The organism is Delftia sp. BGA-UO-ETr-SB1 (assembly GCF_059567865.1).
Map to the genome: position 1 here is coordinate 821,122 of NZ_JCAQOW010000004.1, position 26,330 is coordinate 847,451.

The 26,330-nt window shown below is 62.3% G+C and carries 23 protein-coding genes and 2 pseudogenes; 11 read left to right on the forward strand and 14 right to left on the reverse strand.

From position 1 onward, the window contains the following. Positions 1-345 precede the first annotated feature (345 nt). Positions 346-786 (reverse strand): hypothetical protein, encoded by a 441-nt coding sequence (locus tag AC57B5_RS04175; protein WP_496398808.1) that lies wholly within the window; start codon positions 784-786, stop codon positions 346-348. 321 nt (positions 787-1,107) lie between these two features. Between AC57B5_RS04175 and AC57B5_RS04180 the strand changes: the two genes are divergently transcribed. Continuing rightward, positions 1,108-1,284: a hypothetical protein gene (locus tag AC57B5_RS04180; protein WP_496398809.1), complete on the forward strand. Its 177-nt coding sequence runs from the start codon at positions 1,108-1,110 to the stop codon at positions 1,282-1,284. Positions 1,285-1,848: 564 nt separating this feature from the next. On the opposite strand, the gene AC57B5_RS04185 is transcribed toward AC57B5_RS04180, so the two are convergent. From AC57B5_RS04185 to AC57B5_RS04195, 3 genes are all read right to left on the reverse strand, one after another. After that, positions 1,849-2,019, reverse strand: coding sequence for a hypothetical protein (locus AC57B5_RS04185; protein ID WP_496399429.1), 171 nt, complete (start codon positions 2,017-2,019; stop codon positions 1,849-1,851). Positions 2,020-2,281: 262 nt separating this feature from the next. Next, positions 2,282-2,806, reverse strand: coding sequence for a phospholipase D family nuclease (locus AC57B5_RS04190; protein WP_496398810.1), 525 nt, complete (start codon positions 2,804-2,806; stop codon positions 2,282-2,284). A gap of 46 nt (positions 2,807-2,852) precedes the next feature. Further along, positions 2,853-3,272, reverse strand: coding sequence for a hypothetical protein (locus AC57B5_RS04195; RefSeq protein WP_496398811.1), 420 nt, complete (start codon positions 3,270-3,272; stop codon positions 2,853-2,855). Between the two features lie 311 nt (positions 3,273-3,583). On the opposite strand from AC57B5_RS04195, the gene AC57B5_RS04200 reads away from it, so the two are divergent. Continuing rightward, positions 3,584-3,862 (forward strand): hypothetical protein, encoded by a 279-nt coding sequence (locus tag AC57B5_RS04200; RefSeq protein WP_063326313.1) that lies wholly within the window; start codon positions 3,584-3,586, stop codon positions 3,860-3,862. 59 nt (positions 3,863-3,921) lie between these two features. On the opposite strand, the gene AC57B5_RS04205 is transcribed toward AC57B5_RS04200, so the two are convergent. Together AC57B5_RS04205 and AC57B5_RS04210 are read right to left on the reverse strand one after the other, a co-directional pair. Next, positions 3,922-5,388 carry an IPTL-CTERM sorting domain-containing protein gene (locus AC57B5_RS04205; RefSeq protein ID WP_496399430.1) on the reverse strand — a complete coding sequence of 489 codons (1,467 nt, stop codon included), beginning with the start codon at positions 5,386-5,388 and terminating at the stop codon, positions 3,922-3,924. 60 nt (positions 5,389-5,448) lie between these two features. Then, a pseudogene (locus AC57B5_RS04210) lies at positions 5,449-5,859 on the reverse strand (hypothetical protein); the annotation flags it as partial. A 662-nt stretch (positions 5,860-6,521) separates the two neighbouring features. Between AC57B5_RS04210 and AC57B5_RS04215 the strand changes: the two are divergent. After that, positions 6,522-6,664: pseudogene (locus AC57B5_RS04215) on the forward strand (IS5/IS1182 family transposase); the annotation flags it as partial. Between the two features lie 206 nt (positions 6,665-6,870). Here the strand turns inward: AC57B5_RS04215 and AC57B5_RS04220 are convergent. From AC57B5_RS04220 to AC57B5_RS04235, 4 genes are all read right to left on the reverse strand, one after another. Then, the gene (locus AC57B5_RS04220; protein WP_496398812.1) at positions 6,871-7,434 is read right to left on the reverse strand and encodes a hypothetical protein; all 564 of its coding nucleotides are present in this window, start codon (positions 7,432-7,434) and stop codon (positions 6,871-6,873) included. Positions 7,435-7,935: 501 nt separating this feature from the next. Then, positions 7,936-8,835 carry an IPTL-CTERM sorting domain-containing protein gene (locus AC57B5_RS04225; protein ID WP_496398813.1) on the reverse strand — a complete coding sequence of 300 codons (900 nt, stop codon included), beginning with the start codon at positions 8,833-8,835 and terminating at the stop codon, positions 7,936-7,938. Between the two features lie 541 nt (positions 8,836-9,376). Next, on the reverse strand, positions 9,377-10,450 hold the full coding sequence (locus tag AC57B5_RS04230; RefSeq protein WP_496398814.1) for a linear amide C-N hydrolase: 1,074 nt from the start codon (positions 10,448-10,450) through the stop codon (positions 9,377-9,379). 251 nt (positions 10,451-10,701) lie between these two features. Next, entirely contained in the window at positions 10,702-10,905 is a 204-nt protein-coding gene (locus AC57B5_RS04235; RefSeq protein WP_492803226.1) for a hypothetical protein, read from the reverse strand. Positions 10,906-11,176: 271 nt separating this feature from the next. Between AC57B5_RS04235 and AC57B5_RS04240 the strand changes: the two genes are divergently transcribed. Then, positions 11,177-11,653, forward strand: a complete 477-nt coding sequence (locus AC57B5_RS04240) for a GNAT family N-acetyltransferase (protein WP_012205305.1) — start codon at positions 11,177-11,179, stop codon at positions 11,651-11,653. Between the two features lie 141 nt (positions 11,654-11,794). Next, positions 11,795-13,096: a UDP-N-acetylglucosamine 1-carboxyvinyltransferase gene (locus AC57B5_RS04245; RefSeq protein ID WP_013802678.1), complete on the forward strand. Its 1,302-nt coding sequence runs from the start codon at positions 11,795-11,797 to the stop codon at positions 13,094-13,096. 24 nt (positions 13,097-13,120) lie between these two features. On the opposite strand, the gene AC57B5_RS04250 is transcribed toward AC57B5_RS04245, so the two are convergent. Then, complete coding sequence (locus tag AC57B5_RS04250) at positions 13,121-13,384, reverse strand: hypothetical protein (protein WP_496398815.1); 264 nt, start codon at positions 13,382-13,384, stop codon at positions 13,121-13,123. 311 nt (positions 13,385-13,695) lie between these two features. On the opposite strand from AC57B5_RS04250, the gene AC57B5_RS04255 reads away from it, so the two are divergent. Together AC57B5_RS04255 and AC57B5_RS04260 are read left to right on the forward strand one after the other, a co-directional pair. After that, on the forward strand, positions 13,696-14,097 hold the full coding sequence (locus AC57B5_RS04255) for an Arc family DNA-binding protein (protein ID WP_496398816.1): 402 nt from the start codon (positions 13,696-13,698) through the stop codon (positions 14,095-14,097). Between the two features lie 131 nt (positions 14,098-14,228). Then, a complete protein-coding gene (locus AC57B5_RS04260; protein WP_012205309.1) occupies positions 14,229-14,408 on the forward strand; it encodes a CsbD family protein in 180 nt (59 codons plus the stop codon). 109 nt (positions 14,409-14,517) lie between these two features. Here AC57B5_RS04260 and AC57B5_RS04265 read toward each other — a convergent pair whose 3' ends face one another. Continuing rightward, positions 14,518-15,693 carry a GGDEF domain-containing protein gene (locus tag AC57B5_RS04265; protein WP_232240334.1) on the reverse strand — a complete coding sequence of 392 codons (1,176 nt, stop codon included), beginning with the start codon at positions 15,691-15,693 and terminating at the stop codon, positions 14,518-14,520. A gap of 346 nt (positions 15,694-16,039) precedes the next feature. Here AC57B5_RS04265 and AC57B5_RS04270 point away from each other — a divergent pair, with 346 nt between their 5' ends. Further along, positions 16,040-17,602, forward strand: a complete 1,563-nt coding sequence (locus AC57B5_RS04270) for a methyl-accepting chemotaxis protein (RefSeq protein ID WP_065345697.1) — start codon at positions 16,040-16,042, stop codon at positions 17,600-17,602. A gap of 486 nt (positions 17,603-18,088) precedes the next feature. Here AC57B5_RS04270 and AC57B5_RS04275 read toward each other — a convergent pair whose 3' ends face one another. Then, complete coding sequence (locus AC57B5_RS04275; protein WP_012205312.1) at positions 18,089-18,382, reverse strand: H-NS histone family protein; 294 nt, start codon at positions 18,380-18,382, stop codon at positions 18,089-18,091. A 799-nt stretch (positions 18,383-19,181) separates the two neighbouring features. Between AC57B5_RS04275 and AC57B5_RS04280 the strand changes: the two genes are divergently transcribed. Beyond that, positions 19,182-21,002: a methyl-accepting chemotaxis protein gene (locus AC57B5_RS04280; RefSeq protein ID WP_013802673.1), complete on the forward strand. Its 1,821-nt coding sequence runs from the start codon at positions 19,182-19,184 to the stop codon at positions 21,000-21,002. A 32-nt stretch (positions 21,003-21,034) separates the two neighbouring features. Here AC57B5_RS04280 and AC57B5_RS04285 read toward each other — a convergent pair whose 3' ends face one another. Beyond that, complete coding sequence (locus tag AC57B5_RS04285) at positions 21,035-22,525, reverse strand: GGDEF domain-containing protein (protein WP_496398817.1); 1,491 nt, start codon at positions 22,523-22,525, stop codon at positions 21,035-21,037. Positions 22,526-23,186: 661 nt separating this feature from the next. Here AC57B5_RS04285 and AC57B5_RS04290 point away from each other — a divergent pair. Together AC57B5_RS04290 and AC57B5_RS04295 are read left to right on the forward strand one after the other, a co-directional pair. After that, positions 23,187-23,666, forward strand: a complete 480-nt coding sequence (locus tag AC57B5_RS04290; protein ID WP_012205315.1) for an Lrp/AsnC family transcriptional regulator — start codon at positions 23,187-23,189, stop codon at positions 23,664-23,666. 157 nt (positions 23,667-23,823) lie between these two features. After that, positions 23,824-26,274, forward strand: coding sequence for a penicillin acylase family protein (locus AC57B5_RS04295; protein ID WP_496398818.1), 2,451 nt, complete (start codon positions 23,824-23,826; stop codon positions 26,272-26,274). Positions 26,275-26,330 lie beyond the last annotated feature (56 nt).

Below are 26,330 nucleotides of genomic sequence, written 5' to 3' on the forward strand. Positions count from 1 at the left end.
CCCTAGCGGCAAACCAAATCCAAATGAAAAATGTTCGTATGACGGAGCATATGCTCCCCAGAACGATCTTATGGCATAACCTGCTCTGTTGAACGGGAATGGAAAGCTTGTTGGGAACCGGCATAGCTGAGCGCAGACTAGCACTACGGAAAATGTAATGACTAGGACTGCCCATTTGGATATCTTAATTTTAAGACGAAATCTATCGCACAACGTGGCTGACGTTAGGGGTATGGTTTGCATATCTGTCTGCTGCAGTAATTGGGCAAGAGCGATGGCTACGAAGTGCGGCTGCTGGCTGCGCTGATGGTGCGCACGCGGCTTGTCAGGCAGTAGGCGCGTTTTTTAGTCAACGAACCACTGCATTGAAATATTGCTTACGGCTCTGTTGACCACTGCCCCGGTACTGTGATTGATGTTGGTTTCGACAAACTGTCCAGTCGTATTAACTGCATAGCTGGTGGAGCTTGGTGGCAACCCGACCACTCCAAAGTTTGAGCCTACTCGCACATCCATGCCCAGATTGGTATTGCTTAGGCAAACAACTGCTTGAGAAGCATCGGCCTTTACACCATGCTGAGTGCAATACAGAGTCCATGTCTGCACATTCGGAAATGTGAGTTGAACCTTCAAGCTGGAGCCATTATTTAGAGCAGTTCGCAGCGTCTGTAGCGACCCTGCCGTAGGGGTCCCACTAGCATCATGGGAGTAAACCAAATTCCAAGCATGCGATGTACCGGCAGCGAGGGTCAGGGCTGCAAGCGCGAGCGTTTTCTTGAGGGTCATAATTGTTTCTATGTGTAAAGGAATCTGCATTGTATGCAGGCTTCTCTTTGTCAATCAGCCCTCCGGCACCTCTCCATAGCCCAGTCCAGCGCTTCCTCGGCGCCTGCGTGCGGCCCGTCAAACGCCATGATGCCGAGCTCATCGTCCCAGCGTTCGCCGCCCCAGCGCCGCGCAGCCGGGAAGGGCAGGCTGCTGGTCTCACGTACCATGTACCCATTAGCTTCGATCAGATCGCAATTGCCCTGCCGGGCACGCTGGCGGCCTGGCTATCTCAGGCCCGGGGGGGGGGAAGGGCCGCGCAAGTGGGCGCCAGTGTTCGGCATGCTGGGGCAGCCGCTCTGGTTCTATGCCAGCTGGCAGGCCGAGCAGTGTGGCATCTTCGCCGTGTCGGTCATCTATGCCTGCGCCTGGGCCAGGGGCCTGTGGGTCTACTGGATCTCGCCGTGGCGCGTGCGTGGCATGGAGTCCATCCTGCTGGTTCCGGGCCGCAAGCCATGATCTACACGCTCCACATCGACAAGGAAGGGCCGGGCCTGTACACAGTGCGAGTATTAGACTGACGAGCCGAGATTTCGGAGTTCCAGACTGGAACCATTTCGGGCGCGATACGAGACTGCTCGGCGGGTACGCTCCCGGGTCTCGACGGCTTCCACATCTGGTACGGCCATGTTTCCGTTGGCACGACTTCCATCGACGCCATGCGCCACGATGCCGAGACTTTGGCGCAGCGGCTGGTCAACCTGCATTCGGAGTTCGATGATTAGTCATGCTCCCTTCTGGCATGCCCAAGGGCTGGGGGGGCGGGAATAAGCCCCTGTAGGGCGCATCTGTGCTTGCGCTAGTTTCAGCGAATATTCCCAAATGGTCGTGTAACCTGTTGATTTTTATGAGTTGAGTGCCTGACTTTTAATCCGTTGGTCGCGAGTTCGAATCTCGCAGGACCCACCAAAGAACACAAGGCCCCGTAGCAATACGGGGCCTTTTTTCTTTGCTATCGAAGACGTAGCAAACGGAGCAGAGATTTGCGGCCCGTGTTCCGCAATTCTGGGCGTGTTCCGCAATTCACAGAACAGGCTTCACCTTCTTGCTCACCTTGTGGCGGATGTACTGGGCTGTCATGCCCTCCGTTGTGTGTCCCAGTAGCGCCTGGGCATGGCGTATCCCGCCGTCGTCATCCAAAGTGGTAGCTGCCGTGGCGCGCAGGTCCCGAAACTGGAACTGCGCCTTTGGAATTCCGGCTGCATCCCGGCAGTGTCGAACCGGTCGCGCAGCATGTTCTTGGTCCGCGGCTGGCCCGCCTCGTTCACCAGCAGCAAAGCGTTATCGGCTTTCAGTTGGACCTTGTAAGCCTGGATTTCGGCCAGCAGCTCCTGTAGCACCCCTGTCACTTCGATGCGCAGCTTGGCGGCTGTCTTGCCCTGGCGCACATGCAGCATGCCGCCCGCAATGTGGTCTGTGCTCATGCGCAGCACGTCCGCAGCACGCCACCTGACATTCAGCGTGGTTTGTAGGGAACGCCAAGATCCCATCGAGACTGCCAGTGCGCCACGTACTGCAGGGAGACCTGAGGCATGCCGCGAATGACCACTACATTCTCGGAATTGGCAGTCTCGGCTGACGGCGCGTAGTTGAAGGAGCCGGTTTCTACTGCATCGCCATCCACAATCATTGCTTTGTCATGGTGGATGTGAAAATGATCGTTGGTGCGCAACTGTACGCCGCCGCGCACGACCAGGTCCATCGCGGCCTTGCTCGTCTTGCCTTCATTGCGTTTCTTGTCCACGACGATGCGCACGTCCACGCCGCGCTGTTGAGCAGCCACAAGTGCCTGTGCGATGTCAGGAGCCTGGAAGGCGTAGGCCAGCACCTGAATGCTTGTCTTGGCGCTGGCGATTGTGTCCAGCACCAACTTGCGGGCGGAACCTTCGGGTGAGAACCCTACCTGCACGCTCGACTGGGCAAAGGAGGCAATCGGCAGAGCGAGCAGAGCCGCCAGTGCGATGCGACGAAGGTTTTGCATATGCAGATTGTGCTGCGCCCGCGCTGTCTGCGGGCGCGGCACCACTTCAATTCACGACTGAAATTTTGAGCGTGTACGCGGATGACTTGCCCTGCCGGGCGGCCGCACGATTGAGGAAGACTCGCACACGGTAGTCACCGCTGGCGGGCAATACGCCGGTCCACTTGGACCCGTCTGCCATTTCGCCGCGGAACAGCGCTTCATCGCTACCAGGTGGGAGCACGTTGAAGTAGGTCGAGGTGGATTTTGTCTCCATCTGCACGGTCATCGTCTGCCCGGCGCCCGCGCGCACCACGTAGTCGCGCGCCTCCACCTTGTTGCCTTGGAGCTTGCCCTGGACGGTGGCGCTCGACGTGCCTTTCTTGAAGTTCACCGCAGTAGAGGGAACATCCGCCTGAGCTATCGCTGGCACTTGCACGACCGTGAGGCAGGCGACAAGTGCAGCTGTGCAAATTCTGGAAAGCATGCAGGTCCTTTCTAGGAGGCGCATATCGCCCCGTTCACATACAGGCTACCAGACGATCGGGCGCATTGTGCGACAGCCTCCGACGAGCCGCCTCGCAGAGATGACGGTGCCGTCCCAAGCCTGCCACGTTCGGCAGGATGAGCAAGGAACAGAAGCAAGCCCCCCAGTGGGAGCGCATTGAGCTGGACTACAGGGCTGGCCCCCCACAACGCGCCCGTAGGACTCTCGCCACCGGAATCTTGCTCAGGGACCGACAGCCTGCATCTCGCTGACGGGGCACCATGCAAGCTCTGAAGAAACAGGAGCAATGAATGGCGATTTCAGAAAAGATCCAGGACCTGCGCAAGTGGGATGACTCTCGCAAGGGATTCACGGGAGAGCACTGGCTGGTGCTCGGTGCTGGCCTATTGGCTCTGCGCCACGCCCGACGGGCGGAAAGTGGCATGGGCCGTGTTGTGAGTGGTGCGCTGGGCACGGCACTGATAGCGCGGGCGGTAACGGGCCGCGATGGCGTGCTGGGAACGGCAGAGCGCTTGACTGCAAAGCCCACCCTGGCCGAGCGCCTGCAGATCGCCGCACGCCGCCTGTAGACACGCAGGCTAAGAAAAGGCCCGCAGTTGCGGGCCTTGTTTTTTGGGGCAGGGCTGCATCAACGCTGGCGGCGCATGCGACGCAGGCCGAACATCGCCAGCAGGGCAGACATCAGAATGACACCCCATTCGCTAAGCGTAGGAATGGCTGCAGCGCCGCTGGCTGGAGCTGCTGCCAGCACGGGCACGAGTGGGTCTGCGATCACGCCCAAGGCAGGGTTGATATCACCCGGGCCGTTGTCGGTGATGGTGTAGGTCACCGTGGTGCGCGCACCGTTCACGATCACGTTCAGCGCGGTCGCAGGGTCGAACCATCCGCCGGCTCCATCGGGCTTACGGAACTGCACGCCTTCGGGGAGAGCGCTGGGATAGGTGAGAGTCATCGTCACAGATCCGGTGCAGTTTTCAGCGCTGAAAGCGAATTGACCGCTGGGCGCTTGGAGGTTCGGAGGGGTGGAGGTCACAGGTCCGAAGCCGCCGCCAGGTCGCAGCGTGCAGGTGGTGCCGCCGCCAGACATCGTGGCCGACGGTATGCCTGTCATGCCAGGCACACTGCCGGGCGCGCTCACCAGCTGCAGCTTGCGCGGCGTGGCTTGTGTGCTTGCAGAGGCTGCACCGGTTGTCCCGTTGGATGCCACGACCGTGAAGTCGTAGGTGAAGCCATTGCTCAGGCCAGTCACGACGATGGGGGATGTCATTCCCTGCTGAGTGATCACACCAGGCGCACCGGGCACGGGCACGGGGGTCGCGGTCACGGTATAGCCAGTGATGGGGGTGCCGCCGTCAGATGCAGGTGCAGTGAAGGTCACCGTAGCCTGCCCGTCGTCTGCAGTGACGTTGCCGATGGTGGGGGCTCCGGGTGCTGCTGCATTCACCATGAAGGTTTGAGACACCTGTGATGCAGGCAGATAGCTTGCGTTACCACTTTGGTTCGCATCGACGGTGCAAGAGCCTGTGTTCACAAAAGTCAGCATGCCGCCCGACGTGACCGTGCACACGGCAGTTGCGGTTGCACTGAAGGCCACGGGCAGGCTGGAACTGGCCGTCGCGGTCAGTGTTGGCGTTGTGCCGAAAGTTTGGTCGCCGGGGTTTGTGAACGTGATGCTCTGGGTTTGCTGTCCATTCACCAGTACGCCGGTCGTGGCGCCTACGTTTGCCAAATTCAGTACAACGTTGGTGCCTTCGCTCGTCATCGTGCTCCCATTGAGATTGATGGCGCTCCCTAACGTTACTCCATTTGCATCAAAGTCACCTGGCTGCACGGTGTATATGAAAGTCAGGGTGGAGGTGTTGCTGCCCCCGACGAAGTTCGCTTGCCGGACAGTTGAACCAATCGTCAAAGGAATTGACGGTGGGCCGCCAGTTGTGACGGCGACGGGAGCGCTGTAGATCACATTGAACTGCAGGTTCTGCCCAGGGATATAGGTTCCATTGGCAGGGACGCCGACTGACTGCACCGAGGGGGCAGAGGCCGTCAGCGTGTAGTACAGCATCGTGTGACAGGCGTTGGAGTCTGTGATGGTCAACCGATATTGGCCGGGAGCTAGTCCTGTCACGGTTGCCGTTGTGCTTCCGGTGGGGGACCAGCTGTATGTGTAGCCAGGGGTGCCCCCGGTAGGCACGACGGTTGCGCTACCGTTACTGTTACCTCCAACGGGATTGATCTGAGACTGTGTACCTGACAGCATTGCAGGCTGTCCAACGGTCGTGGACGCTGTTCCCTGTAGGTCGTTCGCGTCAGTAACCGTAACTGTATAGATGCCTGCCGTGAGCCCTGTCGCGGTAGCGTTGGTGCCTCCAGAGGGTGCCCATGAGTAGGAGAAGGGCGCAACACCGTTCTGGATGCTGTGGGCCGTGGCCGTGCCGTTGTTTCCCCCGTTACACGAGGCATTGGTGTGGGACGCAGACACGGTCAGCTGTGCGCTCGCAGAGCCGGCGTAGGCGACAAGAGCAAAGGTGCCGCCGAGCACCCATGTGCGGAAAACTCCAGAAGACATGTTGTTCCCTTATTTTGGAGATCGGTGCACTCTCTGTAGCGCTGTTTACCGGATTCCTGCCTGATGACTAAATGCCTCGCAAATTGTAGAAATTTGTGTATTTTTTGTATATCACTGAAACTTGGTAGTTATTTGGAGTGGGTGGCCGGGTGCTGTGGCGATCCCCCAAAGCCTGCCAGCTTTGGACGGATGAGCAAGCATCAGAAACAGGCGCCGCAGTGTGAGTGCATCGAGCTGGACGCGCGCTGTCTCTGACGGCCTGCGCGAGCAATCTGCAGATGCCGCCCGCAGACTTGCCAGCGCTGCCCCCGCTTCGTCCTTGATTACACCACTGCCGTAAATGCCGTATATGAAGACTGCCGCGCAGCGTATGGGGACATGGCAGCAAAGGCTGCAGGACACGCAGCCGATGTCCAATCATTCGGTGCTGCATGCCGGTAATATCCAAGGATTTAAATAGCTTTCAATTTCTTGGTTAGATGCTTGATTATAGGAAATCAACTAATAAATTTTTAGGTCAGAGTGTGATTTATGGTTTTATCCAAAGCTCGTCAATTCCTGAAAGTGTCGCAGGATTAAATGATTAATTTTGCCAGATTGAATTAGACTGCTTGCGGCTGGGGAAGTGATTTTTTTGCAAATCCTCTAAGAGTGGCTAACACGCCGCTGGTGTCTGGGAGCAGTTGCACCAGGCCATGCTGACTCGCTTGCGTGAACATGACCAGATTGATTGGAACTGGGCCAGCATTGATAGCTCCTCGGTACCAAGCCCCCGGCGGGCCAGGAAACGGGGGTTAACCTGACTATCCATGAAACGCTGCTGAAATTGGCGGCAGCGATCATCTGCGCACGCTTCGTGGATAGGTGGTGTTAGCCACTATTAGCCCATGGCGAGAAGGTCCACGTCAGCGTTGACCTTCTCGCTGGCGGTGCTGTGTCGCAGGTCGTGGAGAAGCGGATCAATGAGGCCAGTGCATCCGCTCGTTCACGCGTGTTTTGTACAGATTTTCCTTAGCAAGCAAATAAATTAGCTAAATTAAATTCATTGAAGTGGTTGATGTGAATTAACTTGATGAACGGGTTGCAGGCTATAGTCAGGCGGCTTCGCTTAATTTTCATGTCAATGGAGACGTTATGAATCGATGGATCCGCAGTGTTGTGATTTCTGCCTTTGCCTCTTGCCTGTCTGCTTGCACAATGGCGGCCTTGCCTGATTCCGGTATGTGGGCAATGGATGGTGAACTGAATGGCAAGCCTGGGCGTGGGATTCAGATAGACAGGCAAGGCGGGCTGAACGTGATCGTTACGTACTTCGGATACAGAACGGATGGCTCTGCACTTTTCCTGCAGGCTGCGGGTCAGCTGAAGGATGAAAAAATCTTCGAAGGTGAACTGACGGAATACCGTGGCGGCCGCGTTCTGGGAGGGCCCGCACAGGATGGAGAGCCCGTGCGAGTCGTAGGACCTGTCCGCATTGTTTTTGATACAGAGACTTCTGCTACGGTCACTTTGCCCGGGGAGGCGCCACAGCCCATGAAGCGATTCGGCTTTGAGGACAATTTGGCCCGCATGCATGGCAAGAGCTTCAGCTACTCATCGGGTGAGGAACTGGTGATGAGTGGTTCGAGGGGGGGGGCAGCTTCATATCTACGCCAAGGGAGATGTGTTCCGCATGGAGGAGGAATTTGCAGCCGGAGGGACTTGCTTTTACGAGGGACCTCTGAGGTATTCGGGAGGTGGCATCTACTCTGAGGGGCTTTTGAGCTGCAAAGGCGCTCCGTCTCGATCCGGCTTGAACATGTACAGGATTGAGAGGCTGCACGTGGACGAATACGGCGTTCTGACGGGACGGATCCATTGGAGCGGGGTGGATGCAGCCGGCCAACTCGTCCAACCGGCCAGAACGGTACTGGGCTTTTGCCATAGCAGTGCAGCCGTGATGCTGACGCCCATGCCGTGCTTGGGCGGCGGGAAAAACTACTACCAGGCTGAAAGGCATTGAAGCAATCACAGCGCGCACGCGCTGTGATCATTCCTTTCGGGGCGGATCCTCAAAAATCCGTCCCGCTCCTGTGCTCAGTGCTGGCGCCGCGTTCTGGCTACGCCGACCAAGGCCAGCAGGCCCGACAGCAGCAGCAAGCTCCATTCGCCAAGCGTGGGGATGGCCTGGGCTGACGCGATTGGGGGAGCGAAGGTGATCAGAACGGATCCGTCCGCACCATTCGAATTTCCTGCGCCGCCCATGCCGGCTCCGCTGGTGGCTGCTGCGAATGTGATTCCGGCGCCGTAGCTGCTGCCTCCACCGCCAGCGCCGCCTATGTCGCCAGCGTTGCCTGCGTTCCCGCCGCCGCCGCCGCCACCCCCGTAGCCGCCGCCGCCGCCACCGGCGTTGTAGCCGCCGGCTCCTCCGCCGCCAGCGCCGCCACCGCCCAAACCGGGCCCCATGCTGCCGGCGCTGGCGCCACTGGCTCCTGGTCCTGCAGGACCCACACCGCTGCCGCTGCCGCCTCCGTCATTACCTGTGGCCGTGCTGCCGTCCCTGCTGCTGCTGGTGCTGCCGCCAGCGCCTCCCGTGCCATCGGTGCCAATGCCACCGGCCCCGCCCGTGCCAGCCACCGTGCCGCCTGCGCCACCGGGGTGTGCCGCGTTGCCCATCGTTCCGTTGCTGCCGTTGCCACCACCTGCGCCCACTCCCGCATTGCCACCGGAAACTCCAGCGGTGTCGTTGCGGCCGGCGCCGCCTCCGCCGCCCGCCACGGCCAGAACGGTGAGGGCGGATGTGTCGATGATGCTGCTGCTTCCACCGCCCCCTGCGCCGACAGGCCCTCCTGTGGCGCCTCCGCCACCGACGCTGATCAGGAGGTTGTTGGCAGGAGTCACCGCCAAGCTGCCTGTGCCAACGGCGGCGTTTCCTCCTGTCACCATGGATGAGCTGAGAACGCCCCCGCCGCCACCGCCGATGACGGTGACGGTCATGGTCGTGATGCCTGCAGGTACGGTGCAAACCTGAGGTCCGCCAGCGGCGGTGTACACCGTTCCACTGACGCAGGGCGCCGCCCAGGCCGCAGGGGCCAGGCACGCAGCGCAAGCTGCCAGAAGACGCGCATTCAATATGCCCTTGCGCAGTTCAGGCCAAGGCGTGATCCATATTTGTTGATTCGGTGTTGTTGCTCGCATTTTTCCTCATCCCTTGGTGAATATATTTTGCGAGCGCGATGCTATGTGATGGTCTGAATGTTGTCTATTGAGGAATTACTTGATTTCGGCTTGTGGAGTTAAGTTGATGTTGTTTATATATTGATATAAGTCAATCAATAGAAAATTAAAATGCATTGAGTTTGAGATTATTGGATTTTATTTGTTTGGATTTATTTTCCAGCTGAATGCCAATAAACCGTCATGGTATGAATCAACGGCAATTAGCTCTGCTATTTTTGGTTTTCCTATGCAAAGCACAACGCAAAATCAATATTGAGGCATCAGTGCGCGAGCCCATGGCCTGTGCCTGGGTTGATTCTCACAATCCAAGAAACTCAAACGGTACCGATTCCTGAAAATTCCGCGTGGCATCGCCCGAGAATGTGTGGTCCTGATCCGGTCCCAGGTCGAGCTTGAGCACCTTGCCGGTTTGCTTGCTGAAGTCCAGTGCCTTGAGGTCCACCCAGAAGGTGTTCGGTGTCAGGGCCGACTCGAAGAAGTAGAGCTTGCGCTGGTGGTCGAATACGGTCCGCCAGCGGGTAGACGAAATGTTGGGCTCTTCGGGAGTGTTCAGGCCATATGGCACCGAGGCGTTGCGGATCACGCTGAAGACGCTGGCAAGCGCCTTGTTGGGGTCCGGGCTTTTGGGGATGGCGTTGACGTAGAACGATGCTCGGGCAAAGCGGTCGGCGGCCCGGTTGGTGCCTGGCAGCATGGTGGTGCCACCCACTTGCTTCCAATAGGCGTTCAGGGCCAGTTGCTGATCGAAGGTCGGCGAGTTGGTCATGACCTGGTATTCACGGCCGTGGTGTATCACCTGCCGGCCGTTGATGTATTCGACGATCGCGCTGTCGCCGCTGGCGTCGGACATCGAAAGGTGCAGCGTCGTCAGGCGGCTCTCTCCGGGCACGTTGTCCGAGACGATGGTGAAGGGCTCTTTCTCCAAAGCCGCGACGGCTTCCTTCACGGTGGCGAAGTTGTCCAGCACATATTGCGCCCAGGCCGCAATGGTCAGGCCGGGTTTGCTTCCTGCGCCGAAAGCGGGGTATTGGGATTCTACGAGCCATAGCAGGTTGGCATTCAGGCCGGCCTCATTGACTCCATCGGTGGTGGACACGTCATAGCCCGAGGTGACAACGCTGCCGTACCTGGAAGTCCAGCGCAGGGAATTGGGGCCGGCCTTGCCGCTGCGCTCCATGCCGCGCGGCAGTACCCAGAGATTGCTGACGATGTCGCTTTTCCAATCCATGGAGCGTGCCGTCACGACCTGGCCATTCGCACCCAAATAGACAAGGCGGGTACAGGCCCAGGCGCCGGAAAGGGCTGCAATCCCGGCAAATCCCACCAGCAATGCGCCCACGACGGGACGAATCTGCAATGTGCTTTTCTTCACGGGCAATTCCTTTGTAAGCAAATGGACTGGCGCAGTGTAGGCGGCAGGCATTTGCATCCAGAGTCGGATAAAGCCGCATTGGAGACGGCCAAGGAGATGGCCGATGGTTTTATGGGCGTGGTGCGGGCAACGGCACGCGCGCTGGCAGCACAGTCAGATGGCGTGGCTGAGCATGGGGCTGGCCAGCATCGCCACGGCAAAGGAAATGGCGCAGATGGCGGACCACAGAAAGACGAGGAAGAGGTGTCGCATCAGAAGGTTCTCGGCAGTTCGGTGGCGAATGCGGTCCGCAAGGCGCGCAAGCCCCGCGCGTACAGGCGCCCCAGGGGCGAGCGCGACTCCATGCGCAGCAGCAAAGGCTGGCTGCCGCGCACGGGAAAGGCTTCCAGCAGGCTGCGGTAGTAGCGGGCATCCGGGTCCGGGTTGAAGCTTTCTGTCGGAACGACTCGACTCATCTTGTATCTCCGTCACATGATTTGGAGAGGTTTCTGGGTACGTGCTCTCCTATGGGCTCTATTTCAATTGGTTGCGCGGTGTTTCTGTGCGGGCCAAGGCTGAGGTCGCATGTAGGCCGCGCCTGTACGCCGTGTATGTGTTTTGCGGACGCGCTGTGCGCTGCGTCCTCAGGCCTCGCAGGGGTGCGAGGAGTGGCCTGCAAGCCTCTTTGCGGCGGCTTGCCATGCCTAGAATTCCTGGTCCCCATTTCATTTGTTTGCGAGGAGTTCCATGTCGTCTCTTGTTCCTCCGCTCCAGATCCGGCCTGTCACACAGGCGGACCACCACCAATGGCTTCCTCTCTGGCAGGGCTACAACGCGTTCTATGGGCGCGCTGGCGAGACGGCGCTGCCCGAAGGCATCACACAGGCCACCTGGGAGCGCTTCCTCAATCCGCTGGAGCCGGTGTTTGCGCTCGTGGCGGAGAGCGAGGGTGAGCTGGTCGGCCTGGCGCACTACCTGTTTCATCGCAGCACCACGCGGCTGGAGCCGGTGTGCTATCTGCAGGATCTGTTTGCCGATGCGCGGCGGCGCAAGCAGGGCATTGGCAAGTCGCTCATCCGTGCGGTCTATGCGCAGGCTGCGCAGGCAGGGGCGCGCCGCGTGTACTGGCAGACGCAGTCCTCCAACGAGGCGGGCCGCGCGCTGTATGACCAGGTGGCCGAGCACCGGGGCTTCATCGTCTACGGGCACGAAGTGCAGGGCTGAGGCTGACGCTTTGTTGTCGGGTAGGCGGCCTGGATACGAAACCTGTTGAAACAGCGGGCGTGTGCTGCCGCTGCAAGGCCTGCGGGCAGCCCGGCAACCCTAGAATCACGCGTTGTCCTATCGCTGCTAGCGCTGCACCCCATGTCCAATCTCATCGTCCACGGCGGCACGCCTTTGCGCGGCCGCGTCGTTCCCTCCGCCAACAAGAATGCCGTGCTGCCGATTCTGTGCGCCACGCTGCTGACCGATCAGCCGCTGCGGCTGCATGGCGTGCCGGACATCACGGATGTGCGCAAGATCCTCGACATCTTCCGCACGCTGGGCAGCGAGGTGCAACTGGACGAGGCCACGCGCACGCTGCAGCTGCACCACCGCGACACGCGCTTTGACGCGTCCTCGCACCGCCTGCCCGAGGAAATGCGCTCTTCCATCATGCTGGTGCCGCCGCTGCTGGCGCGCTTTGGCGTGGCGCGGCTGGAGGACAACGTCAAGGGCTGCACGCTGGGCGTGCGCGAGATCGATCCGCACGTGGACATCTTTCGCTCCTTTGGCGGAGAGGTGGAACGCGCCAGCGGCTCCCTGCTGATCCACAGTGCCGCACCGCTCAAGGCCGTGCGCCACTGGCTGGACTATGCATCGGTCACGGCCACGGAGAACTTCGTGCTGTGCGCCGTGGCTGCGCAGGGCGAGTCCATGCTGACCAATGCGGCCTGCGAGCCGCATGTGCAGGAGTTCTGCCGCTTCATGGTGATGATGGGTGCCGATATTGACGGCATCGGCACCTCTCGGCTGACGGTGCGCGGCGGTGCGCCGCTGGGCGGCGGCGATTTCACCTTCGAGGAAGACTTCCACGAGATCACCACCTTTCTCGCGCTGGGCGCGATCACGGGCGGCGATGTGGAGGTGCGCAACAGCACGCCGGACAACTTTCCGCTGATCGACCGCACCTTCGCCAAGTTTGGCGTACAGGTGGAGCACAAGAACGGCTGGTCACGCGCGCTGCGCTCGGGGCCGCTGAAGGTGCAGACGCCGTTCACCAGCAATGTGCTCACCAAGGTGGAAGCTGCTCCCTGGCCGTACTTTCCGGTGGATCTGCTGCCCATCTTCATTGCGCTGGGTGTGCATGCGCAGGGCAATGCGCTGTTCTGGAACAAGATCTACGATGGCGCGCTGGGCTGGACGGGCGAGCTGTCCAAGTTCGGTGCCCATGTGTTTTCTTCGGACCCGCACCGCGTGGTCACCTTTGGCGGCAATCCGCTGACGCCGGCCGTGGTGGAGAGCCCGTACATCATCCGCGTGGCGATTGCGCTGTTCATGGTCGCCAGCAGCATCGAGGGTCGCTCGGAGATCCGCAACGCCACGCCGATTCGCCGTGCGCATCCGCACTTCGTCGAGAACCTGCGCAGCCTGGGCGCGCGGGTGGAGTGGACCAACGAGGAGTGAGATCAGGCGGCGATGCGCAGGCCGCTATGCCTGCGGCGCCGCATCCGAGAATCTCTTGGCCGCCCTGAGCAGGTAGCTCACGGCATAGAGGATGGGGTCGTCCATCTCGTCGTCGTTCACGCGGTCAATGATTTCCAGCAGGCCTTGAAGGTCGGCCGACATCTGCGGCAGCACGCTGCTGGCCAGCGCCTCGACCGGCTGCTCTGCAGCGGCTCGGTCTGCCTTGAGGTGGTAGCTGCGCAGCAGGTCGTGGACACCGACCACCATGGCGCGGTTGGATCTTTCCACATGCATTTCCAGCACGCTCAGCGCCGCGCTGATGTGGCATAGCGCATCGGTCGCCAGGCTCTCCGGATCGGGCGCTCTGGCGAGGGCCTACGCAAGGCGCGCGGAGGCGGGCATGTCTGTGTCCGGCATGGTTGTGTTCTTGCGCAATAGGTCTGGGGTTCAGTGCTCGTACGCACGAGCATCGGCACGGGCATAGGCCTGGGTGCTGGCTTGCCCGGTCCTCGGTCGGGTCGATTCAAATGTTATGCCAACTTGGAATCATGTCAACTAGGCATGAATCTGAATTTGCATCTGGCAGGTACCATCGCCCAATGCAACGAAAACCCTTTCCCAGCGAAACCCAGGAGCGCTTCATCGTCCGTTTCCCGGATGGAATGCGCGATCGCATATCGGAAGTGGCAAAGGCAGGCCACCGTTCCATGAATGCCGAAATCGTTGCCCGCATACGGCGCAGCTTCGAATTGGATGAAGCCGGCGACACGGCCCAGGCTGGCCCGGACCTGGATGTGGCGGAGTTGAAAAAGGAAATCGCGCGCCTGTGCCGCTTGCTGCAAGAGCACAAGGACGCCGCTGCAGGCCTGTTCGAGGCGCACAAGGAGGCCGTGGTGACCGAAGCCCTCAAGCGCCTGCGCGCCGAAGCGGGTGAGGCCGCGTCTTTGCCCAAGGCCACGGGGGACAGCGCGCAGGCCCGCCGCACCAGCAAGAAGACCTGAGGCTGTAGGCCTCAGACCACGCGTATCGTTGCAGCGCGCTGTCGCGCGCCCCGGTTTGCCACGCGTATCGTTGCGTTGGGTGTTAAACAACCTATCCCTTTTTGAAGGCTCTTGCAGCAAAGGACGCAACTATGAACACGGATCAGATCAAGGGCACGCTCAAGGATGCCGCAGGCAAGGTGCAGCAAAAGGCTGGCGAGTTGATCGACAGCCCCGAGCAACAGGCCAAGGGCATTGCCAAGCAGGTCGAAGGCACGGCCCAGAAGAAGCTGGGTGATGTGAAGGAAGTCTTGAAGGACGCGAAAAAATAAGGCATTCACCCTGCCTTTGCGAACAAGCCCGCCACACCCTGGCGGGCTTTTTCTTTTCCACGGATTTCGACGAATGGGCGTGCGAAGAAGGCGCTGCGCGCTTCCTGTTTCAGACGGCCTGCGGCACCCTGCGGCCAGGGTCCGTGGCCACATGCACGCGGTCGCGGCCCGCCTGCTTGGCGGCATACAGCAGGCCGTCGGCGCGCGTCAGCGCATCCGTCAAGGCGGTGTTGGCGGCCACGGGTGCGATGCCGAAGCTGATGGTCACCCGCTGGCCGGCCGCCAGCACATAGCCGTCCGCGCTGAGCTGGGCGCGTATGCGCTGGGCCACGCGCTCGGCCTCCTGGGGCGTGGTGCGCATCAGCAGCAGCACGAATTCCTCGCCGCCAAAACGTGACACCAGATCGTCGTTGCGCACGTGTTGCTGCAGGGTCTGGGCCACGGCCTGCAATACACGGTCTCCGCAGTCATGCCCCCAGCTGTCATTGATGCGCTTGAAGTGGTCTATGTCGCCTATCAGCACGGAGATCGGGGCCATGTGCGGATCGGCCAGGCGCAGTTCGGCAGCCTCCTGGAAGGCGCGGCGGTTGAGCAGGTTGGTCAGCGAGTCGTGGTTGCGCTCCTCGCGCAGCGCGGTGAAGACATCGCGCACCGTGCACGCCAGCAGCATGAGGGTGAACAGCAGCGCAAACGACAGCGTGCTGACCAGGGTCACCAGCCAGTAGGTGGAGCGTGCAATCTCATTGAGATCGGTGCTGCCCAGGGCCAGCACCAGCAGCGGCCGGGCAGCGGTGTAGCCGGCAAACACCACGTAGGACCAGTAGAGCATTCTCTCCAGCCAGTCCTGCGGCGGCCGGCGCCGCAGCATGGCGGGCGCCGGCAGCATCTGCAGCAGGCCCAGGCCGGTGTTGAGCCAGTGCACGCGCACCCACAGATCGACCTGGACCCGGCTGTAGTAGTACAGCGCGGCCAGGACGACGGCGCCTATGAGCAGCCCCAGCAAGGGATGGGCCGAGACGCCATAGCGCCCCGCCATGCAGCGCGCGAAGCACCAGGTGCCGAACAGATACATGGCGCCCGTGAACACGGCCCAGTGGTGCAGTTCTTCCCGGGGTGCAAGGCTTTGCCAGGCCAGCGCCAGAGAAACCAGGGCGTATCCGCCCGCAATCCACAGCAGGTAGCGCTGGCGCCGCTGCACCAGCCAGCACACGGCCAGCGTGCAACTGAGCAGCAGAATGCTCAGCGGCGCAATCAATACATAGAGGCGATCGGTATCGAGTGACACATCCACAGCGTGTTATGCACTTGCAGGTGCGGGTGGCGACAGCCTCGCGATTGCGGCATTGAATGGTGCTGCATTCCGAAGCGCCGGTCCATTTTGCATCCGTTGCCACGGCGCTTGCGGCCGCATGGGCGCATGTTCCGCGTTGTGCACGGCTGGCGATATCGGGCCTACCCGTGCAGCGGCCTCAAGTCCCGGGCATTTGTGACGAAAAAGCAGGTCATCTTTTCCGGATTGGTGGCCTATGCCGATATGGCAAGGCGTTGCGCCGGAAAACGGTCGCCGCTGATGTGCGGGGCCTGTTGTTTCACCTTTCCTGTATTCGGTTTTTCCGACGAGAGTGCTACGAATGAAATTTGATCAATGGAGCGTGTCCGCCAAGCTTTGGGGCACGCTGGGCGGCTTGCTGGCGATGATGCTTGCGGTATCGCTTTGGGCACAGTTTGCGGCGGCTCGCGCCATGGACCACGGCATGCAGACGCTGTCCGAGTACGAGAGTCGCATCAGCCTGGCCATTCAATGGAAGGGCGCAACGGAGACCACGGGCGAGCGGGTTCTGGCCAGCAATGCCTCCACCGATGAGGAACTGACCCGCCTGCTCGACGGCCGGGTCAAGGAAGGCTCGGCACTGATCACCAAGCTGCAGGCCGAGATCGTCAAAGGCGCCAGCGATGCCGACAAGGCGGCGCTGGAGCGCATTGCCGCCATCCGCACGGAGGTGCTGGCACTGAACAAGCGGGCGCGCGAGATCAAGTTGACCGGCGATGCAGCGGCATTCCGCGAGTTCGTCCAGCAGCAGTACCTGGGCGCCATTGGCCGCTACGTGGACTCGCTGGAAGTCTTCGTGCAGCTGCAGCGCAGTCAGCGCGATGCAGCCCGCGAGCAGGCCCAGGCCGCCCGGCAGCAGGCCAGCGTGCTGGCCTGGATCGTCCAGGGCGTGGTCCTTCTGGCGGGCCTGGCGCTGGCCTTGGTGTTGACGCGGGCCATCACCCGCCCGCTGGAACGTGCCGTGCAGCTGACGGACGCCATCGCCCAGGGCGACCTCACGGTGTCGGCCGATGACAGTCGCAAGGACGAGTTCGGCCACCTGCTGCGCTCGGTCTCGGGCATGGCGGCGCGGCTGCGCGGGCTGGTGACGGAGGTGCGTGACAGCGTGCACTCCATCTCCACCGCATCCACCGAGATTGCCGCGGGCAACCACAACCTGTCTTCGCGCACTGAGCAGACGGCGTCCAATCTGGAGGAAACGGCCGCCAGCATGGAGCAACTGACCGCCACCGTGGGCCAGGCTGCCGACACCGCGCGCCAGGCCAATCATCTGGCCGGCAGCGCCGCCCAGGCCGCCGAGCGCGGCGGCGCCGTGGTGGGCCATGTGGTGGCCAGCATGGATCGTATCGGCGACAGCGCACGCCGCATCTCCGACATCATCGGTGTCATCGACTCCATTGCCTTCCAGACCAACATCCTGGCGCTGAACGCTGCCGTGGAAGCGGCCCGCGCAGGCGAGCAGGGCCGCGGCTTTGCCGTGGTGGCCGGTGAAGTGCGGGCCCTGGCCCATCGCAGCGCCGAGGCCGCCAAGGAGATCAAGGTGCTGATCAGCACCTCGGTCGATGCCGCGCAGGAAGGCTCGGCCCAGGTGGCCCAGGCTGGCCAGGTCATGGATGACATCGTGGGCAGCGTGCGTAAGGTCTCGGACATGATCGGCGAGATCACGGCATCTTCCACCGAGCAGCGCGACGGCATTGGCCAGGTCAACCAGGCAGTCAGCCAGCTGGACCAGATGACGCAGCAAAATGCGGCTCTCGTGGAGGAGTCCGCAGCGGCCGCCGCCGCCCTCAGCGACCAGGCGCAGCGCCTGTCGGGCATGGTGGCCGTGTTCAAGGTGGGCCATGCCGTGCCAGCCTTGCGTTGACCAGCACCAAGGCGCAATAACACACGCAGAAAAAAGGACCGCCCGAGGGCGGTCCTTGAAGAGAAAAGCCGGTGCCCTTGCGGGCCTGCCAGGGTAAGTCAGTGAGAGGGGAGGGAGGAGATAGTCTCCCTGGCCCGGCTGGAAAATGGTTCGTGGTGGCTGCGGATCGCTCCAGTGGCCGCCTGGACTTTGCCGCTGCGTGGCTGCATCCACATGGCTTGCGCTTGCTGCAAAGGCGTGGCCAACATGATTTTGGAGAGCAGGGCTGTAGGACAGTTCCCTGTGTGATACCTGCTGTTTCCCTTGTTGTGATTGCTTGGGTACCGAAACATGCCGGCACCCATCGGTTCACGCATCTGCACTACATTGAAGAATTTGTAACTTCTGAGCAATAGGGTTAACCCGTTGCTTTTGGCAGCAAAAAGCCCGCACTTGGCGGGCTCTGTCGCAGCCTGGTGGCTGCCAGGGGGCGGGCTGCGCCGGACCTCATATGGCGAAGGGAGTGCGGTCCTTGCCTTCGATCCAGCGGGGCTGCTTGCCACGGCCGGTCCAGGTCGCGCCCGTGGCCGGGTCGCGGTACTTGGGGACGCCGACCACGCGGAAACCGCCGCCAGCCTTGGCTTTGGACGAAGGGAAGACGTCGGCCTCGGTCAATCCGTATTGGTCGATGATGGTGCGCACCTGGGCAATGGCTCCGGACTTCTCGGTCTTGAGCACTTCGGCGATCTGGGCTTCGAGATGGGCTTTCTGCTGCAGCAGTGTCTTGTAGTCGGTAGTCATGTATATCAATGGATGTTGATCTGACAATATAAAGGAATCTTAGGAGACTTTTGGCAAAGTGAGCCTACACTGCCGCGCAACACCCGGACGACGACAGGCGTATTGCCTGGAACCCGTCTGAGAACGGATTCCCATCTTGCCCGAGTCTAGGCGAGTCGGACGCTGATTTTTGTAGCGTATGGAAACCGGGCCATCGCGTCTGCCACAGCGGCGCAGGTGCTGGGGAACAGGGCTGTGTAGCAGGCGCCGGCCACTTTGATGATGCATCGCTTCATGTTTCTCTTCCCTTGAATGACAGATCTGCCTTCTTATCGGCATTTTTGTATCAAGGTGAAACACTTTCTTGCCCGGCTCCCTGCCGGCCCCGATGGGAAGCCACTCTTGATCAATGGCAGTCCATGCAAGGGAAGAAAAGGCCGCGTGGTGCACCCCAAAAATATGAGGGAGGGAAAAACACAGGGTGCGCGGCGCAAACGGCAGGGTCCTGGAATCAAGGCGCTGGCGTTTGCGACAGAAAAATCCCGCAGCCAGGGCGGCAAGTGTCTGTGTTACAAATTGACACTATAGCACGCATCCTTCAAGCTTGTGACTGGTTCTTGCAAAAGGCTGACGACTGCAGCCCGGGCGGCGCTGCCAGCAATGCAGTGCCTGCACGAAGGGGCTAGCCAGGGGGCTTCTTCGCAAGCAAGAAGCAGGCAATTACAAGGGCAAGTACGCACTCTTCGAGCTCTGGCGGCCGATGCGTCTCGGATAGGCTCGGTGGGCATTCACAGCCCTCGTTTTGCCTTCACTACGCATCATGTTTCAAACACTTCGTGCCCGCCTGATCCTCATCTGCGTAGCAATCACCGTGGCCGCACTGTTCGCGCTGTCCATGGCCACCTTCTGGACGGCGCGCAGCAGTACGCTGTCCGATATCGACGAAAACATCGGCCAGCTCACGCGGGCCCATGCATCCACACTGACCGACTGGGTTCAGGACAAGCAGCGCATCACCGGCTCATTGAAGAAGGCGGTGGACCAGCCGGACCCCATCCCCTTCCTGCTGGCCGGCCAGCAGGCTGGCGGCTTCGATGACGCCTATTTCGTCCATGCCGACAAGCGCGCCGTGTTCACCCATCCCATGCCGGAGAACTACGACGGCACCCAGCGCGACTGGTTCAAGCAGGCCGTGCGCGAAGGCCGGCCGGGCGTGACGCCAGCCTATGTCGATGCCAGCACCGGCGAGCTGACCATCAGCTTTGTCGATCCGGTCGGCAGCTCGGGCGCCATCACGGCCGTTGTCGGCACTGATGTGCGGTTGGCCGCCATGTCCAGGAAAGTGGCCGCCATCCGTCCCCAGGAAAAAAGCTTTGCCTTTCTGATTGATGGCGAAGGCCGCCTGCTGGCCTACGCCAAGCCCGAGCTGGCGCTCAAGCCCGCTTCCGCGATTGCCCCTGAACTCGATGCCGCGCTGATCAAGCGCCTGGCCGAGCAGGGCGGCCGCGCCGATCTGGTGCTCGATGGCGAGCCGCAGATGCTCTACGCCGCCAAGGTCGAGGGCACGCCCTGGACGCTGGCCGTGGTGATCGACCGCGCACAGGCCACGGATTCGGTGCGGGCGCTGCTGCAGGTGGCCGCCCTCATCACCGTGCTGTCCGTGCTGGGCGCGGCGGTGCTGCTGACCGTGGCGCTGCGCCGCATGCTCAACCGCCTGGCCGTGGCACGCGATGCGCTGCAGGACATCGCCTCGGGCGAAGGCGATTTGACCCGCCGCCTCACCTCTGCCGGCCGCGATGAGCTGGCGCAGATCGGCCAGTCCTTCAACCAGTTCGTGGACAAGATCGCCACGGTGCTGCTGCGCATTCGCGAGTCGTCGGAATCGGTGCGCATGGCGTCGGCAGAAATTGCGGGTGGCAACCAGGACCTGTCGTCACGCACCGAGCAGCAGGCCAGCTCGCTGGAGCAGACGGCAGCCGCCATGGAGCAGATCACGGCAACCGTGCAGCAGAACGCGGCCAATGCCCGCCAGGCCAGCGAGCTGGCCACCAGCGCCTCGCAGATCGCCACCCAGGGCGGAGAGGCCGTCGGCCAGGTGGTGCAGACCATGGGCGGCATCGAGGCCTCGGCCCGCAAGATCGAAAGCATCATCGGCGTGATCGACTCCATTGCCTTCCAGACCAACATCCTCGCGCTGAACGCGGCGGTGGAAGCGGCGCGCGCCGGCGAGCAGGGTCGGGGCTTTGCCGTGGTCGCCAGCGAGGTGCGCACGCTGGCGCAACGCAGCGCCACGGCGGCCAGGGAGATCAAGGCGCTGATCGATGATTCCGTGGGCCAGATCGACACGGGCAGCCGCCTGGTGCGCAATGCGGGCACCACCATCGACCAGGCCGTGGACGGCGTGCGCAAGCTCAGCACGCTGGTGGCCGAGATCAGCAACGCCAGCCAGGAGCAAAGCCGTGGCATTGCCGAGGTGGGCAGCGCCATCGGCCAGATGGACCAGGTCACGCAGCAGAACGCTGCCCTGGTGGAGGAGGTCACGGCCGCAGCGCAGTCGCTGCAGCAGCAGGCGGTGCAGCTGGCGCAGGCCGTGGCGGGCTTCAAGCTCGACGAAGGAAACGGCGCCCGCCGCCTGCGCTGAGCGCTGGCAAAACGCCGAGGCGGTGCCTGGTGTCAGGCCGCTTTGGCGCCCCCGGAATGCTCGCAGGCAAAGGCCGGTGAGTCCGCCTCGCCCGGCCGCTCGCCGGCCACGAAGTAGCGGTCGCGGCCGCTGGCCTTGGCCTGGTACAGCGCCGTATCGGCCATGCGCAGCAAGGCACTCAAACCCAGCGGTGGGTAGGCCATGTTCGTGCAGCCTATGCCAATGCTCAGCGTGGGGCAGATGGCTGCGCCATCGTTCATGTCGATGCGAATTTCGCGCGTGGCCTCGCACAGCCGCTGAGCCACGGCTCTGGCCGTGACGCAGTCGGCACCGGGCAGCAGCACCGCAAACTCCTCGCCGCCCAGGCGGCCTATGAGTTCATGCGGACGCAGCGCCTGCGACAGGCGGGCCGAGACTTCCTGCAGCACCCGGTCGCCGGCGGCATGGCCATGGCGGTCGTTGATGTGCTTGAAGTGGTCCAGGTCGAGCATCAGCATGGCGCCTGACTGGCGCTCGCGCTGCAGGCGCTCCAGCGTGCGCTGTGCGCGCTCCAGAAAGCTGGTGCGTGCCAGCAGTCCGGTCAGCGCATCGTGGTTCACTGCATGGCGCAGCTTGCTGAGCATGTCCTTGAAAGCCATGAGCGTGCAGGCCACGGCCAGCGGGCCGATCGACAGCATGGCCAGACCCAGGCGGAAGGAGAACGTCGTCTCCAGCTCGGTGCCGGGCGAGCTGAACAACACATGGGAAAACGTGGCCAGCTTGATGGCGCAGCTGACCAGGTTGAGCAGGGCGACCACGAACAGCCGATAGCGCATGGCGCACAGCAGCATGGCCGGCATGGTGAGCGACAGTGCGCCTGGTCCGCCCAGGTAGATGGCAATGGATTCGGAAATCGCCAGGGCAAGCAGCGGCAGCAAGGCCTGCGCCGTTTGTTTGAATGGCTGGCTGCGCCAGGACAGCGGCTCCAGCTTTGCCGGAAGGCTCAGCAGCACAGGCAGCAACAGGGTCATGTGCATCAACTCGCTGCTGAACCACATGGCCATCATGGGCTGCCAGGGCCAATGCATGAGATGGTGCATGCCTGCCGAGCCCAGCACGGCTCCGACCACGCTCACCAGCAGGCTGCACATCACCAGATGCAGCACCGAGGAAGGGGAGCGCATCTGCTGCACCCGCTGCGGCAGGCGCCGCATCATCACCCAGCCGCAGGCCACGGCGGCCAGGTCGGCAAAGGTCAGCCACAGGGTCTGGTCCAGCGGACTGCCAGAAAGCCATTCGGCAAGCGCCATGGCAATGGCGGCAGCCGTCCAGCCGTGTCTATGGCTGTAGGCCGGGCTGCGAAGCATCCAGCCCAGGAGCAGGGCGTTGGACAGCCACAGGGACGACAGATGCCCCGGAGAGCGCAGGCCCAGCGCCACGGCCGAGCACAGGAACAGCACCCCGCCCAGCACAAAGCTGTCCCGCCAGGGCGTTGCAGCTTGTGGAAGGCTCCACGGATCTCCGGATGCGGCGCGATGTGACATATGTCTCCCCTGTGGAGACCGAATGGAGGCACCGGACTGTGCGCGCGTTCGTCGGGCATGGCGGCCATGCCCTTGTCATGGGGGTGAACGAGCGGCCCGGCGGGCAGCGGGAACAGGAAATCCTCCTCGGGGCAGATCAGACAAGAGGTGCGGGGTAACTTGAGTACACAAAATTTACGCCTACGGGATCAATCTAGCGGAAATGCATGTATTTGCAAGTACTGATCCATCTTGCATACGCACGCTATGAAAGCGTTTCGCAGGCGCCGGTACGCCCGATCAGCGCTGCCTCAAGTGGCAGCGGTGCGCCTGGAGCAGCTTTTGTGAAGGAAAGATGGGGTGCATGCTAATGATTTATACGATTCCGTAGTCAGGTCCCTGCGTGGTCCCTGCTTCCTGCCGCACCAAGAGTTTGTAATTAGTTACTTTTGTTTCTGATGAATATCCCAAGAGCTGGTGGTGCCAGTCGGGGCGGCTGCTGGTCGGCGAAGGCTGGAGAGGCGTTCCTGCCGCCGCGGTACCAGGAAAATTGCAGCTCCTGTCGATAGAACGACGATGCGCAACGCATAAAATCGCCGGATTGGGAGAGATCTCTGCCGAAATGCTGAACCACATCCGGGCAGCCTCCATGGGTGCTTGCCGTTGAAATCCAGGGAACCGCATGGAATACCGTCTTGATGAAACCGACCGCCAGCTGCTGCGTCTGCTGCAGACCAATGCACGGGCTTCCACCGCTCATCTGGCTCGGCAGATGAATCTGGCGCGCACCACGGTGGTGGCGCGCATTGCCAGGCTGGAGCAAGAGGGCGTGATCGCCGGCTACGGCGTGCGCCTGGGCGCACGCGTGGAGCAGTCTGCCGTGCGGGCGTATTGCGGCATCCGCGTGCAGCCCAAGACGGCCACGTTGGTCATGCAGGCGCTCAACCGCTTCACCGAGGTCGAGGAGGTCTCTGCCGTCAGCGGCCAGTACGACTACATGGTGTTCGTGCGCTGCGAGAGCAATGAAAAGCTCGATGCGCTGCTGGACCGCATCGGCCTGATCGACGGCATTCAGCAGACCTATACCTCGGTGGTGCTCAGCCGCAAGATCGACCGGCGCACGACGGCGGCCCTGAGCCAGCCGGGCGAATCCGCTGCCTGAGGGGCGCGCTGCAGCCCTTGCAACCACTGTCGGGTCTCTGACATCTGCTAGTGAAACTGCCGGGTAGGCAGTCCCTTGCGGCCCTCCTATGCTGTTGTGGGCCCCCGTACAAAAAGGGGGCCTTTCTTTGTGTACGCATAACACCAGGAGACAAAGCATGTACCCAGCGGTTCGCAGTGGATGGAAGCCCCTGTCATTGATTTGCCTGGCCGCCTTGGCGGCCTGCGGCGGTTCGGGCGACGGCTCCAGCAGCAAGTACAGCGCGGAGATCCGCCGCACGGAAATGGGCATTCCGCACATCAAGGCCAAGGACTGGACGGGCCTGGGCTATGGCGCCGGCTATGCCCAGGCGCAGGACAACCTGTGCACCATGGCCGACTCCTTCCTGACGTACCGCGGGGAGCGCTCGCGCTACCTGGGCGGCGATGCCCAGGCCGTCTACGACAGCACCATCGACCGGCCGCGCAATCTCGACTCGGACTTCTTCTTCCGCCATGTCGTCTCCGATGACGCCGTGGCCGCCATGATCCAGGCCCAGCCGGACAAGCTCAAGCAACTGGTCGATGGCTTCGTGGCCGGCTACAACCGCGTGGTGCGCGAGACCCCGGCCGGGGCCAAGACCAATGCGGCCTGCGCGGGCCAGCCGTGGGTGCAGGCTATCACCGCGCAGGACATCTGGCGGCGCATGTACACGGCCAATCTGGCCGGCGGCTACAGCAACTTCGTCGCCCAGATCGCCAATGCCGTGCCGCCTGCAGCGGCTGCGGCAGCAACGGCGTCGGCCAGGCCGGCGAAGGCCCGGCCGGCCGCGACACAGCTGGCCGCGCTCAAGCCGGGGCAGGTGGTGGCGCCATCGTTCCAGGTGGGCGGCACCACGGGCATCGGCAGCAACATGTACGGCTTTGGCCAGCAGGCCACGGGCGGCGGCAGCAGCGTGCTGTTCGGCAATCCGCACTGGTACTGGAAGGGGCCGGACCGCTTCTATCAATCGCAACTCACGATTCCCGGCGAGATCGATGTCAGTGGCGCCAGCTTTCTGGGCATCCCGATGGTGCTGATCGGCTTCAACAACGACGTGGCCTGGAGCCACACCGTGTCCACGGCGCGGCGCTTCGGCCTGTTCATGTACCAGCTGGCGCCCAATGATCCGACCCGCTATGTGCGTGACGGCAAGACCGAGGCCATGCAGGCCAGCAAGATCACCGTGAGCGTGCGCAATGCCTCCGGCGGGCAAGACCAGGTCACGCGCACGCTGTACAAGACCGTGCACGGCCCGGTGGTCAACCTGGGCGCCATGGACCCGGCGCTGGGCTGGACCACGCAGAGCGTGTTCGCCATCCGCGACATCAACGCCTACAACTACCGCACCTTCCGCAACTGGCTGCGCTGGAACCAGGCCAAGTCGCTGGACGAGTTCATCCGCATCCAGAAGGAGGAGTCGGCCATTCCCTGGGTCAACACCGTGGCCGCAGGGCGCGGCAATGCCCAGGTCTGGTATGCCGATATAGGCGCCGTGCCCAACGTGCCGCCCGCGCAATTGCAGGCCTGTGCCACGCCCGCCTCGGCCGCCATCAACGCGGCGCTGCCCCAGGTGCCGGTGCTGGCCGGTGGCAGCAGCCAGTGCGACTGGAGTTCGGATGCGGATTCGGTGCAGGCGGGTGCCATCGGCCCCGCACGTATGCCCAATTTGCTGCGCAGCGACTACGTGGGCAACATGAACGACAGCTACTGGCTGTCCAATGCCTCGGCGCCGCTGACCGGCTATCCGGCCATCTTCGGATCCACTTCGTCGGCCCAGAGCCTGCGCACGCGCATGGGCCACACCATGGCGCTGCAGCGGCTGGCGGGCACGGACGGCTATCCGGGCAAGCTGGCCACCAGCGACATCGTTCGCCAGATGGTGCTGGACAGCCGTGTCTACAGCGCGCGCTTCAAGGACGAGGCATTGGCCCAGGTCTGTCCAGGCCCCGTGTCCTCGGCGGGTGAAACGGTGGACGTATCGGCTGCCTGCACGGCGCTGCAGGCCTGGGACGGCACGGGCACGGCGGCATCCAGGGGTTCCCATGTCTGGGATGAGTTCTGGAAGCGCGTGGCCAGCCAGATCAAATCGGCCGACCTGTATGCCGTGCCCTTCGATGCGGCCGACCCCGTCAACACGCCGCGTGGCATCAAGCCCACGGCCAAGGCGGCGCTGCAAAAGGCGTTCGCCGAAGCAGTGAAGGCCGTGCAGGCCAGCGGCTTTGCCATGGATGCGGCGCGCGGCACCGTGCTGTTCTCGCAGCGCGGCGGCGACAAGATCGCGCTGTATGGCGGCTGCGGCGAGGTGGGCTACTTCACCATCACCTGCTCGGAAAACAAGATAGAGCAGGGCGGCTACAGCATGGACGGGCAGCCGCACGGCAACAGCTACATGCAGGTGGTGAGCTTCCCGTCGGCCGGTGTGGAGGCCCATACCTTCCTGACCTTCTCGCTGTCGGACGACCCGGCCTCGGCCCACTACGTGGACTACACCAAGGCCTACGGTGCCCGCCAATGGCTCAAGCTGCCGTTCACCGACAGCGCCATTCAGGCCAGCCCGGCCTACAAGACGCAGACCGTGAGCGAGTGAAGCAACCTGTGACCCGGTGACGGGCCGCCGGTTCGCTGGCGGCTAGCCGGGAGTGC

Coding starts and splice junctions, on each gene's coding strand:
- AC57B5_RS04175 (WP_496398808.1), bottom strand. CDS start 786: ATGACCCTCAAGAAAACGCTCGCGCTTGCAGCCCTGACCCTCGCTGCC.
- AC57B5_RS04180 (WP_496398809.1), top strand. CDS start 1,108: ATGCTGGGGCAGCCGCTCTGGTTCTATGCCAGCTGGCAGGCCGAGCAG.
- AC57B5_RS04190 (WP_496398810.1), bottom strand. CDS start 2,806: ATGCAAAACCTTCGTCGCATCGCACTGGCGGCTCTGCTCGCTCTGCCG.
- AC57B5_RS04195 (WP_496398811.1), bottom strand. CDS start 3,272: ATGCTTTCCAGAATTTGCACAGCTGCACTTGTCGCCTGCCTCACGGTC.
- AC57B5_RS04200 (WP_063326313.1), top strand. CDS start 3,584: ATGGCGATTTCAGAAAAGATCCAGGACCTGCGCAAGTGGGATGACTCT.
- AC57B5_RS04220 (WP_496398812.1), bottom strand. CDS start 7,434: ATGCATGCGGGCCAAATTGTCCTCAAAGCCGAATCGCTTCATGGGCTG.
- AC57B5_RS04225 (WP_496398813.1), bottom strand. CDS start 8,835: ATGACCGTCACCGTCATCGGCGGTGGCGGCGGGGGCGTTCTCAGCTCA.
- AC57B5_RS04235 (WP_492803226.1), bottom strand. CDS start 10,905: ATGAGTCGAGTCGTTCCGACAGAAAGCTTCAACCCGGACCCGGATGCC.
- AC57B5_RS04240 (WP_012205305.1), top strand. CDS start 11,177: ATGTCGTCTCTTGTTCCTCCGCTCCAGATCCGGCCTGTCACACAGGCG.
- AC57B5_RS04245 (WP_013802678.1), top strand. CDS start 11,795: ATGTCCAATCTCATCGTCCACGGCGGCACGCCTTTGCGCGGCCGCGTC.
- AC57B5_RS04255 (WP_496398816.1), top strand. CDS start 13,696: ATGCAACGAAAACCCTTTCCCAGCGAAACCCAGGAGCGCTTCATCGTC.
- AC57B5_RS04260 (WP_012205309.1), top strand. CDS start 14,229: ATGAACACGGATCAGATCAAGGGCACGCTCAAGGATGCCGCAGGCAAG.
- AC57B5_RS04270 (WP_065345697.1), top strand. CDS start 16,040: ATGAAATTTGATCAATGGAGCGTGTCCGCCAAGCTTTGGGGCACGCTG.
- AC57B5_RS04275 (WP_012205312.1), bottom strand. CDS start 18,382: ATGACTACCGACTACAAGACACTGCTGCAGCAGAAAGCCCATCTCGAA.
- AC57B5_RS04280 (WP_013802673.1), top strand. CDS start 19,182: ATGTTTCAAACACTTCGTGCCCGCCTGATCCTCATCTGCGTAGCAATC.
- AC57B5_RS04285 (WP_496398817.1), bottom strand. CDS start 22,525: ATGTCACATCGCGCCGCATCCGGAGATCCGTGGAGCCTTCCACAAGCT.
- AC57B5_RS04290 (WP_012205315.1), top strand. CDS start 23,187: ATGGAATACCGTCTTGATGAAACCGACCGCCAGCTGCTGCGTCTGCTG.
- AC57B5_RS04295 (WP_496398818.1), top strand. CDS start 23,824: ATGTACCCAGCGGTTCGCAGTGGATGGAAGCCCCTGTCATTGATTTGC.